Consider the following 12,406-nt stretch of genomic DNA (forward strand, 5'->3'; position numbering starts at 1 on the left):
AATTTGTGATTGTTATTCTTTCTTAGAACGTTCTGCTCTCTTGTTAATCACAATCAGCAATACTAACACTGTTACAAAAATGATTGTTGACAGTGGGCGCAGTTCAGGAGTCAATCCACCCTTACGTGCGTCCGCATAGATGTATGTCGACAACGTTTCCAATCCTTCATTTCCTATGGTGAAGATCGTTACTGCGAAGTCATCAATGGAAAGCGTGAAAGCGAGGATGAAACCGCTGATCATTCCCGGCAGAATTTCCGGGAAGATGACTTTACGAAGCGCCTGAAAAGGAGTAGCTCCGAGGTCGAGGGCTGCTTCGTATACATTCTGATTCATTTTCTTCAGGCGGGGCATCACACTAAGCACCACATAAGGGGTACAGAAAGTGATGTGTGCCAATACTACCGTAGTAAATCCCTGTGAAATGCCAAAGCTGACAAACAGCAGGAACAGGGATACACCCGTAATGATATCCGCATTCATCATCGGAATAGCATTGGTGAAATTCATCACCTGGCGTGCCCGGGAGCGCAAGTTAAAGATGCCGATAGCTGCCAGGCTTCCAAGCAGGGTAGAGGCTGTGGCGGCAATCGTAGCAATCGCGAATGTGTTCCAGATGGCATTCATCAGCGAGTGGTGCATGCCGCCTGTAAATAGTGAACTGTATAGTTTGGTGGAGAATCCTGTCCAGTTACCCAGTACCTTGGCCTCAGTGAAAGAGAAGATCATAATGATCAGGATGGGCGAATAGAGCAGGACAAGCAGAAACCAAAGATAGCCTTTCGCCAGAATACGTGTTATCATATCACACCTCCGCTTTCATTTTGTGCACTGTCGTCCTCATTGGTAAAGAGGGCGGTGACGCCAATCAGCAACAGCATGATGAGCGACAAGGCAGCGCCGTAGTTCCACATTCCGTTATATATATTCTCTTGTACGGTGGTACCGAACAGTTTGATGTTGTTCATCGTCAGCAACTCGGCAATGGCAAAGGTGGAAACCGTGGGCATGAAAACCATCACTACACCACTCATGATGCCGGGCATCGAGAGGGGGAGGATCACTTTACCGAATACCTGTACAGGCGTAGCTCCCAGGTCTTGGGCTGCTTCTATCAGACTGTCATCCATTTTTTGCAACGTATTGTAGATAGGGTATATCATGAACGGCAGGAAGTTATAGACCATACCGAATACCAAAGCACCTTCGCCCAGCGGCAGGTTGAGGAAATCAAACAATGCCACTGTGGCAAGTGTACGTATCAGGATGTTCACCCACATAGGCAGGATGAACAGTACAACCATGGTCTGGGAAGTGTTGAAGCGCTTCTGACTGAGAATATAAGCAGCCGGATAACCGAGCAGGAGGCACGCCAGAGTCGTGATGACAGCTATTCCGATGGAATAGACGAATGTGTTGATAGATTCGGGATGCATCATGAATTTGCGGAAGTTGGCAAACGTGAATGCGCCTTCAGCATCGGTGAAGGCATAAACCACAATGAGCAACAGAGGCATCACAACGAAGATGATGAGAAACAATGCGTAGGGAACTGTCCAGTTCCGGCGGCGCATGAAGAAACGGGATATATTACTGAGCACTTCCTTTCTTATTAGCAGATTCGACAATAGGGATAGAACCGGTGGTCTGTGCCGGTGCAACAATTCGTATATTTTCGGGTGCGATGGTGATGCCGACACGGTCGCCGTCGTCCCAGACGTCAGTGGTGTCTACAAAGATATCCTCGTCCCAATCGGTAAACACGGTGAGATGGTAATGGTTTCCTTTATAAAGGATGAATTTCACTTCGCCCGTCAGATGACCGTCTTCTTCGTTATCTTCGAGGATGACGTTCCGGAAATCTATTTCTACGAGGACGGAACTGCCCGGTTCGATGTCCTGCACTTCGGTGCACTCGAAGGTGTAACCGAGGAATTCGATGTGTGTGGCGTCTATGAGCTTGCCTTCGAAGGTGTTGCAGGTGCGTTCTTTCTTCATTACGTGGATGTCGAAAGGTTTCACGAGCAGACCGACTTCCCGTCCGGCCTCGAAACTGTGATAGTCCTGCACCATGAATTCGTAGCCCTCGTTAGTCTGTACCATCATTTCGTAATGTACGCCTTTGAAGATGCAGGAGGTGACAGTACCCGTCAGTTGGGCAGCGGCAGAAGGCTCGAATATATAGATGTCTTCGGGACGGATGACTACATCGACGGGAGTGTTTTCGCCAAAGCCCTTGTCGACACATTCAAATTCGTGTCCGGCAAAGGATACGGCTTTGTCCTGAAGCATGAGCCCGTTCAGGATGTTACTTTCTCCGATAAAATCGGCAACGAAAGAGTTGATGGGTTCGTTGTAGATGTCTGTTGGCGTACCTATCTGCTGGATACGACCTTCGCTCATCACGACGATGGTGTCGCTCAGAGTAAGGGCTTCTTCCTGGTCGTGGGTAACGTAGACGAAGGTGATTCCAAGTTTCTGGTGCATCTCTTTCAACTCCATTTGCATATCTTTACGCATTTTGAGGTCGAGAGCGGCAAGGGGCTCGTCCAGTAACAGCACTTCGGGTTCGTTGACGATGGCACGGGCGATGGCAACACGTTGTTGCTGTCCGCCGGAGAGGGAATCGACGTCACGGTCTTCGTAGTCCGTCATACCTACCATGCGGAGGGCTTGTTTCACTTTCTTGCCAATGGTGGCTTCGGGCATCTTTTTGAGTTTCAGTCCGAAAGCGATGTTGTTGTACACGTTGAGGTGAGGGAAAAGGGCATACTTCTGAAAGACGGTATTCACCGGACGTTGGTGTGGCGGTGTTTGCGTGATGTCTTTTCCGGCGATGGTGATGATACCTTCCGAGGCGGTCTGGAAACCGGCTATCAGGCGCAACAAAGTAGTCTTGCCGCAGCCGGAGGGGCCCAATATTGTTACAAATTCGCCCTTACGGACAGAGAGGTTTACATCATTCAGTACGGCTTTGTCTCCGAAGTATTTCGATACGTGCTCTACACCGATGATGCAGTCAGACTTTTGCATAAGCGTTATTAAGTGTTTAACCTAAAACTAATAGAACGAATTCTGCCTTTCTAAAAAAGCGGGTACAAAGGTAGGGAATAAATTGGGAAAATAAATCAAATTCAACTACTAATTCGCATTATTATGTGGCTTGTAGTTTCCGTACTTCCCTCGGTTATGGTACGTCAGCGCTGCTGATTTACGGAGCTGGCTTGCTATATTTATGGTATACAAAATGAGAAGAATAAAAAAAGAAAAAATAAAAGTCGGAAAAACCAACCTAAATACTTGACTTCGTCTTTCAGATGTCATATCTTTGCAGGGTAGTTGATAATAGAGAATTCATACTACTTGTTTTCTAAGATAATAACAGACGAACAATAAGAAAGGCGGTAATTTCAATAGGAAGTTATCGCCTTTCTTGTTGATATTTATCGGATCTGGGCTTAAAAGAGCCTTTTGGCGTTTTTAATAAACGTTGGGCACATTCTTTAAAAACGAATAACAGGAAGCTTAAGGCTTTATCAGCCCACGTTCCCAGCTGCCTCGTGCACATCTGCCACCGCCCGTCCGCTCGGATCATTTTTTCCTTGCAACGTGGCATCCCAGGCGAGTGCTTCAGCAGTAGAGCAAGCCACGCTCGGCACACTGGGTACGCTTCGGGCAGCCGACTGACTGGGGAAGTGTTCTTCGAAAATGCTACGATAGTAATATTCCTCCTTATTCTGTGGCGGATTGATGGGAAATCGTTCGGCAGCATGTTCCATCTGATGGTCAGTGACAGCGGCAGAAGTAATAGCTTTCAATGTATCGATCCAATTGTAACCGACGCCATCGGAGAATTGCTCTTTTTGTCGCCAGGCAACACTCTGAGGCAGTATATCCTGAAAAGCTTCGCGCACAATGCGTTTCTCCACTTCTTTGCCCGGACACATCTTAACAGCAGGGCTGAGGTTCATCGCCACATCCAAGAACTCTTTATCGAGGAAGGGAACACGACCTTCCACTCCCCAGGCAGCGAGGCTCTTGTTGGCACGCAGACAGTCGTACAGGTGCAGTTTGGAGAGCTTACGGATCGTCTCTTCGTGGAAAGCCTGTGGTGTGGGGGCTTTGTGGAAGTAGAGATAACCACCGAAAACCTCGTCGGCGCCTTCACCGCTAAGCACCATCTTGATGCCCATAGACTTGATGACACGTGCCAACAGGTACATCGGTGTGGAAGCACGTACAGTGGTAACATCGTATGTCTCGATAAAGTAGATGACATCCCGCAAGGCATCAAGCCCTTCTTGAATGGTATAATTGATTTCATGGTGAACAGTACCGATATATTCCGCTACTTCACGGGCTTTAATCAAGTCCGGTGCACCGTGCAGGCCGACGGCGAAGGAGTGGAGTTGAGGCCACCAGGCTTCGCTCTGGTTGTCGGTTTCAATGCGCTTGCGGGCATACTTCTTGGCAATGGCGGAGATGACGGAAGAGTCGAGGCCACCACTGAGCAGAACACCGTAAGGAACATCGGACATTAACTGGCGTTGCACGGCAGCTTCGAGGGAGAGTTTTACGCTGTTGATTTCTGGTTGGGTAGCTCGGCGGGCGATGGTGTCATTGGCTTTGACGGCGGCATAATCGGTCCAGGGACGCTGATACCAACGGTGCATTTTACCTTCACGTCCCCAGAAGTAATGTCCGGGCAGAAAAGGCTCGTAGGTATCACAGAAACCTTCGAGAGCTTTCAGTTCGCTACCGACGTAGATATGTCCCTGGTCGTCACGACCGATATAAAGAGGGATTACTCCGATAGGGTCACGGGCAATCAGATAGTCGTCTGCTTCTTCATCGTAAAGGGCAAAGGCGAAAATACCGTTCAATTCTTCGAGGAAATGAATGCCTTTATCCTTATATAATGCGAGGATGACTTCACAGTCCGATCCTGTACGGAAAGCATACTTGCCGGCGTAGCGGGAACGGATTTCCCGATGATTATAGATCTCACCGTTGACGGCAAGGATTTGCCTGCCATCCGGAGAGTACAAAGGTTGTCCGCCACTTTCCGGATCGACGATGGAAAGACGTTCGTGAGCCAGGATGGCACTGCCGCCTACATAAATACCACTCCAGTCTGGTCCGCGATGACGGATTTTCTGCGCCATTCGAAGCGCTTTATTTCTCAATTCCTGGGATTGAGATTTGATATTGAAGATACCTACGATTCCACACATAATACTTAGTGATTAGGGGTTAATTTAAATACTTGTCTATCCGTTCTGCCACTCTCCGTCCGTCCGCCAGTGCATGCACCACAAGGCTGGCACCACGTGCCGCATCACCTGCTACGAACACATTTTCCGGAAATTCCGGTTGTTCCGGTTTCAGGAAGCCCATGGCCAGAAGTACCATATCGGCGTCTATCACTTCTTTCTTTCCGGTAGGCTTCATGGTAGGGCGTCCGCCATCCTGGGCCGGAATCCATTCCACTTCTTCTACCTCTACACCGCAGACTTTTCCATTCTTGCCAATAAACTGATTGGATGCCAGCGACCAGCGGCGTGTGCAACCTTCTTCGTGACTTGAAGTCGTTTTCAGTACAATGGGCCATTGCGGCCAAGGAGTAGCATCATTGTGACCTACGGGAGGCTGTGGCATGATCTCAATCTGTGTCACACTCACGGCTCCCTGGCGGATACTCGTACCGATGCAGTCCGATCCTGTATCACCGCCACCGATGACGAGAACCCGTTTACCCTTGGCATTTACCAGACGTTCTTTCGGGAACGTTTCCCCATCGAGGATATGATTTTGCTGAGACAGCATTTCGAGGGCAAGATAAATACCTTTCAGTTCGCGTCCGGGGATATTGAGGTCACGTGCCTGCGGCGTCCCAGTGCAGATGCAGTAGGCATCAAAGCCGGCGGGGAGTTTCTGCACATCTACCGTTACGCCCATTTCGAACTTGATGCCTTCGGCTTCAAGCACTCCCATCCGGCGGTCGATTACTGCTTTATCGAGTTTAAAATTAGGAATGCCATAGCGCAGTAATCCGCCGGGCATGGGTTTACTGTCAAAAAGAGTGACTTCATAGCCTTTAGCATTCAGCCGGCAGGCAGCGGAGAGTCCCGCAGGACCTGCACCGATGATGGCAACCCGCTTTCCATTACGTTGGGGCTGAATGGGCACGATGTAACCTTCGCGAAAAGCCGCTTCGGCAATAGCCGCCTCGTTTTCACGAATGGTGACAGGCTCATCACACGAAAGCTTCAGTACACACGATTTTTCACAAAGTGCCGGACAGATGCGTCCGGTAAATTCGGGGAAGTCGTTTGTGGCGGCGAGCACTTCGTATGCTTCGCGCCATTTACCCTTATAAAGTGCGTCCTGAAATTCAGGTTGTTTATTACCCAACGGGCATGCCCAGTGACAGAAGGGTACACCGCAATCCATGCAACGTGATGCCTGGAGTTTGCGTTCGTGACTGTTTAAAGTTTGCTCCACCTGACTGAAGTCGGTGATACGTTCGTGGACAGGACGGTATCCCGCTTCCTGCCGTGGTATGTTTAAGAATGCTTTTGGATCTCCCATTATACTATTCTTTAGTTTGACTAAGTAAATGTTTGTAATTAGTTTGTTTGCATAATTAAGTAGGCGACTATACAGTAATTGTCAACTGTCAATTCTAATAATCTCTCTGCATCTCTGCAATCTTCTGTTGCAGTTTCCGCATTTGCTCCTCTTGCAGTACCTTTTTGTACTCGATGGGGACTATCTGGATAAACTCATCCACATACCGGTTCCAGTCATCAAGCATGATGCGTGCCAGATTGGAGCCTGTATAGAGGTAGTGCTGACGGATGAGTTCGTGCAACTCCTTACGATAGGAGGCTTCTTCGATGAGGCTTAGTTCTACCATTTCCATGTTACAGAAATAATCGAAGTTTCCATCCTTATTCCATACATAAGCTACACCGCCCGACATACCGGCGGCGAAGTTGCGCCCTGTTGAACCGAGGACTACCACACGACCGCCCGTCATGTACTCGCAACAATGATCGCCTACACCCTCTACTACGGCAATGGCACCGGAATTGCGGACAGCAAAACGTTCGCCTACGCGCCCATTGATGTAAACTTCACCGCTGGTTGCACCATAGAGCAAGGTATTTCCTGCAATCGTATTCTTTTCGGCCTGGAAGTTAGAGCGTACCGGAGGCAACACGGCAATCCGTCCGCCCGAAAGGCCTTTGCCGAGGTAATCGTTCGCTTCACCTTCCAGCTTGAAGTTGACACCCGGTACAAGGAATGCACCGAAACTTTGTCCTGCAGAACCTTTGAACTTTACGTTCAAGGTATGTGCCGGCAGTCCCGCTTCACCGTACTTTGCGGCAATGGTGCCCGAAAGCATGGCTCCGCAAGCACGATCCGTATTGGCAATCGTATATTCCAGTGAGATTTCTTTCTGATTTTCCAGAGCTTCGGCAGCGGCATGCAGCATCTCAACGTCTTTTACGTGGTCGATGCCATGTTGCTGGTCGATGGTGTGGCGGATGGCTGCACCATTATCGACGCGTGCCAGTATTTTGTCGAAAGTAATCAGGGATTGTTTGGGTGATTCGTTTTCTGACTTACGGATAATAAGATCTGTGCGTCCGATGATGTCATCCATACGTTCCACACCGATTTCTGCGAGATATTCCCGCACTTCCTGTGCCAGGAAAGTGAAGAAGTTCACCAGGTATTCGCTACGTCCGTGGAAGCGCTGGCGAAGTTCCTTGTTTTGCGTTGCCACACCCACAGGGCAGGTATTCTGATGACATTTACGCATCATGACGCAGCCCAGTACAATCAAAGCGCTGGTCGCAAAACCGAATTCTTCGGCACCCAGCATCGCCATCAGCACGATGTCACGACCGGTTTTCAGTTGCCCATCCACTTGCAACATCACTTGCCCGCGCAGACCGTTCAGTACGAGAGTCTGTTGCGTCTCGCTTAGTCCCAGTTCAGAAGAGATACCGGCATAGCGGATACTGGAGGCAGGAGAAGCGCCCGTACCACCTTCCGCACCGGAGATGACGATAAGGTCGGCTTTTGCTTTGGCCACTCCGGCGGCAATGGTTCCTACACCACTTTCGGCTACCAGTTTCACACTGATCTTGGCACGAGGATTTACATTCTTCAAGTCGAAGATCAACTGTGCCAGGTCTTCGATGGAATAAATGTCGTGATGGGGCGGGGGAGAAATCAATGAAATGCCGGGAATGGAATGGCGTGTTTTCGCAATTACCTGGTCTACTTTAAAGCCCGGCAACTGACCGCCTTCACCCGGTTTGGCCCCTTGTGCCACTTTGATTTGTATTTCATCGGCGTTCACCAGATACTCCGTTGTGACGCCGAAACGTCCCGAAGCTACCTGCTTAATGGCGCTACGCAGACTGGTTCCATCTTCACGGGGCGTAAAGCGTGCGCTGTCTTCGCCTCCCTCACCTGTGTTGCTGCGTCCGTGAATCCGATTCATGGCAATGGCCATTGCCTCATGCGCTTCTTTGCTGATAGACCCGTAACTCATGGCACCCGTTACAAAGCGGTGCATGATGCTTTCTACCGGTTCAACCTTATCTATAGAAATGGGGGCACGGCGGAAATCCAGGAAGTCGCGCAGGAAGATAGGCGCTTCTTTTCCATCTACCAGACTGGTGAATTCTTTGAACTTCTTATAGCTGCCCAAGCGTGTGGCAAGTTGCAAGGTAGAAATGGTTTCCGGATTCCAGGCATGTTTTTCTCCGTCTTTACGGAAAGCATACAAACCGTTGTTGGGGAGTAATCCGTCTATCTGTGCAGCAAAGCCTGCATCGTGGAATGCTATTGCATCGTGTGCCACTTCATCCAGCCGGATACCGCCTATTGTGGATCTCAACCCGCCGAAATAAGCATTGCTGAGTTCTTCACTCAAACCTACGGCTTCGAATATTTTCGCTCCCCGATATGAGCGGATGGTACTGATCCCCATCTTACTCATGATCTTGAATAATCCCTTGCAGATGGATTTGATATATTTCTTTTCGGCTGTGGCATAATCCAACTGGATTTCTTTCTTCGCCACCAGCTTGTCGATCACGGCGAATGCCATGTAAGGGTTCAGGGCACTGGCGCCAAATCCCAGTAACAGGGCCGCGTGCATTACCTCGCGTATTTCGCCGCTTTCCACTACCAATGCCGTCTGTACACGTTTTCCTACCGAAATCAGGTGGTGGTGTACTGCGCTTACTGCCAGTAGGGAGGGGATAGCCGCATGAGTGGCATCCACATCACGGTCGCTCAATACAATGTAGTTCACCCCTTCACTGACGGACTCTTCCGCTTGCTTGCAAAGTGCTGTGAGCGCTTCCTGCAATCCGGCACGGCCCTTTGCTACCTCAAACAGCAAGGGCAGCTTCACCGTTTTGAAACCTTTGTAGCGGATGTTGCAAAGAATATCCAGTTGTGCGTTGCTCAGGATGGGATGGTTGAGGCGCACCATCTTGCAATGGCTTTCGCTGGGTGTCAGAATGTTCATGCCCACGGCACCGATATATTCCGTCAGTGACATTACCAGTTCCTCGCGTATAGGGTCGATAGGTGGATTGGTGACTTGTGCAAACTGTTGGCGGAAGTAGTTGTACAGTAGTTGCGGTTTATCCGAAAGTACGGCAAGCGGCGTATCATTCCCCATTGAGTTGATAGGCTCGGCACCCGTGGTACACATAGGGACGATGAGCCGCTCCACATCTTCCTTAGAATAGCCGAAGGTGCGCAGCATTCTCTCGTAATTCTCTATGCTATGGGGGACTTTGCGTCCGCTTTTCAGCTCATCCAGTTCGATGCGGTTTGTTGCCAGCCAACTGCGGTAAGGCTTGGCTTCGGCCAACTGTTTTTTCAATTCTCCGTCGTAGTAGATTTCTCCTTTTTCGGTATCTACCAGTAGTATCTTGCCTGGTTGTAGGCGTCCCTTCTCTTTGATGTCTCCCGGTTCGAAATCCATCACACCCACTTCGCTGGCAACTACCATCATGTCGTTGTGCGTAATCAGATAGCGTGCAGGACGTAATCCGTTACGGTCGAGCATACCGCCTGCAAAACGCCCGTCGCTGAACAGCAGGGCGGCAGGGCCATCCCACGGTTCCATCAGGATAGAGTGGTATTCATAGAATGCTTTCAAATCTTCGCTGATGGGGTTCTTTTCGTTGAAAGATTCTGGCACCAGCATGGCCATGGCATGCGGCAGGCTGAGGCCTGACATAACGAGAAATTCCAATACATTGTCCAGTGAGGCACTGTCGCTCATCCCCGGCTGAATGATGGGGCGTATCTCCTTGATGTCGCCCAGGACGGGAGAGGAGAGCACGCTTTCACGGGCTTCCATCCAACCCCGGTTGCCGCGGATGGTGTTGATTTCGCCATTGTGTGCCAGGAGGCGGAACGGTTGTGCCAGTCCCCAGGTAGGGAAGGTGTTGGTACTGAAGCGAGAGTGCACCAATGCTATGCCGCTGGTGAAGTAAGGGTTTGTCAGATCGGGGAAGTAGCCTCGCAGTTGCAGTGAAGAGAGCATACCTTTATAGATGATGTTCTTCGTGGATAGGGAGACAACGTAGAAATCCTTACGCATGGCAATATCCGATTTGCGTACTTTGTTTTCTATTCTTTTTCTTATGAGATAGAGTTTACGGTCGGCTGTCTCGCTTTCCGTAAATCCGGTGATGAAAATCTGTTTGATATCCGGTTCGTTGGCAAGTGCCGATTCTCCCAGAATTTCGGGACAGGTGGGCACATTGCGCAGGTGCATCAATGTCAATCCTTCTTTTTCAATCTCTTCGATGATGATACTTAAGATAGTACCTTGGTCTTTCTCATCTTTCGGCAGAAAGAGAAGGCCTGTACCGTATTTCCCTTTCTCGGGAACAGGAATACCCTGCAAAAGAATAAACTCATGCGGAATTTGCAGCATGATGCCGGCACCGTCTCCGGTTTTGTTATCCGCACCTTCGGCACCCCGATGACGCATGTTCTCCAACACCTTCAATGCAGACTCCACCAGTTCGTGTGACTTGCCTCCGTGGATGTTCACTAACATACCGACACCACAAGCGTCATGCTCGTTCTCTGCATCATACAAGCCCAACTGCCTGGGCTGTCGTTGATAGGGTTGTACTTTTGTTTTGTTGTTAAAAAGTTCTTCTTTTCTCATTTTTGGTTTACTTTATTTTGTGGTAATACCTATTATGTCTATCAAAATGTTCGACAAAGATATGTAAATAGTTTCAAAATGATATAAGAAATTCGTGTTTGTAATTTGTGAAAAAACGTATTTGAGTGAGGGTTGTTTTAATATGATATAAAAATGGTGTGTTTTTCTTTTAATATGAAAGTTTTTGTCCGTGTTATTATTCGTATTGTAATAAATGGGGAGACTGATGGTTTCGTATATTGCCAAATTGCCATATTGGCACATTGCCAAATTCGTAGGCTTTGGCAATCGGTTTTCATGTTTTTATCAGTTCTGTAGTATCTCTATATGATCTCCGTAGTATTGAAATGCTTGCTGATACTCGAAAGACGGTGGATCTACTACTAAGAACCTGTTTCTATATTGAACAGAGATTACAACTGCATGTGTAAAATAGGATATTCTTTACCTTCTCCGTCCGTATTTGACCTTTTATATATATTAAAGCCTATATATTTATAAAAACCGACAGCTTGAATATTCTGCTCATTCACATCGACTTTAGTTACTTGCAAATTATTTATGGCATAAGTAATTAATTTTTTCCCTATTCCTGTGCCTCGATAATTATTGTCAATAAATAACATTTCAAGATTTCCTTCTGCAATTCCCATGAATCCGATTAAGACTCCCTTTTGTTCGAATCCGAATAGAGTGACATACTGAAAATATACTGGAAGTTGTTCCTTATAGTATATAAAATCTTCCTCTTTAAGAAAATCATGTGTACTCAATACTGCACTTTCCCAAATTTCCATCAAACGTGGATAATCTGTAACTTTAATTTTTCTAATCATAATTGTAACTGCTATTTAAAGTTGCAAAATTCGAAACTTATACATTCAAAACACTGTGACAAAGATATGAATTAATACTCATCGAATATATTTTTCATAAGTTTTGATAGTCGTTTTTTTATATTGTTGATTACTAAAGAACCAAAGCGTCTATGGGTTATTCTGCTTTCGATCCCGTCCTTTTAGCTATTTCTGTCGGATTACAATGAAAATCCTCGATTTCCTTTCGATATTAAACCAAATTTCCACTACTTGCTTTGAGATTGTAAAATGTCTCCTTTTGCTTTAATAAGTTTGTTTTCTTTAACTTTTTGACAAGAAAATATCTTTTTTCTATTCTTTT

At 47.8% G+C, this 12,406-nt stretch carries 7 protein-coding genes; all 7 read right to left on the reverse strand.

The features are described 5' to 3' along the window. Positions 1 to 12: 12 nt before the first annotated feature. The 7 genes from VYM24_RS17190 to VYM24_RS17220 all read right to left on the reverse strand — a co-directional run bounded on the left by VYM24_RS17190 (position 13) and on the right by VYM24_RS17220 (position 12,063). Entirely contained in the window at positions 13 to 804 is a 792-nt protein-coding gene (locus VYM24_RS17190) for an ABC transporter permease (protein ID WP_291551175.1), read from the reverse strand. Beyond that, positions 801 to 1,574 (reverse strand): ABC transporter permease, encoded by a 774-nt coding sequence (locus VYM24_RS17195; RefSeq protein WP_227071092.1) that lies wholly within the window; start codon positions 1,572 to 1,574, stop codon positions 801 to 803. Before VYM24_RS17195 ends, VYM24_RS17190 begins: the two co-directional genes overlap by 4 nt. 16 nt (positions 1,575 to 1,590) lie before the next feature. After that, positions 1,591 to 3,033, reverse strand: a complete 1,443-nt coding sequence (locus tag VYM24_RS17200) for a polyamine ABC transporter ATP-binding protein (RefSeq protein WP_227071044.1) — start codon at positions 3,031 to 3,033, stop codon at positions 1,591 to 1,593. A gap of 503 nt (positions 3,034 to 3,536) precedes the next feature. Beyond that, entirely contained in the window at positions 3,537 to 5,234 is a 1,698-nt protein-coding gene (asnB, locus tag VYM24_RS17205) for an asparagine synthase B (RefSeq protein ID WP_330940478.1), read from the reverse strand. A 19-nt stretch (positions 5,235 to 5,253) separates the two neighbouring features. Beyond that, entirely contained in the window at positions 5,254 to 6,591 is a 1,338-nt protein-coding gene (locus tag VYM24_RS17210) for a glutamate synthase subunit beta (RefSeq protein ID WP_330940479.1), read from the reverse strand. A gap of 94 nt (positions 6,592 to 6,685) precedes the next feature. After that, positions 6,686 to 11,227: a glutamate synthase large subunit gene (gene gltB / locus VYM24_RS17215; RefSeq protein WP_330940480.1), complete on the reverse strand. Its 4,542-nt coding sequence runs from the start codon at positions 11,225 to 11,227 to the stop codon at positions 6,686 to 6,688. 413 nt (positions 11,228 to 11,640) lie between these two features. Further along, complete coding sequence (locus tag VYM24_RS17220) at positions 11,641 to 12,063, reverse strand: GNAT family N-acetyltransferase (RefSeq protein WP_291551178.1); 423 nt, start codon at positions 12,061 to 12,063, stop codon at positions 11,641 to 11,643. Between the last annotated feature and the right edge of the window lie 343 nt (positions 12,064 to 12,406).

The sequence above is a fragment of the Bacteroides sp. MSB163 genome, from assembly GCF_036416795.1.
GTDB classification, from domain to species: Bacteria; Bacteroidota; Bacteroidia; order Bacteroidales; family Bacteroidaceae; genus Bacteroides; species Bacteroides maternus.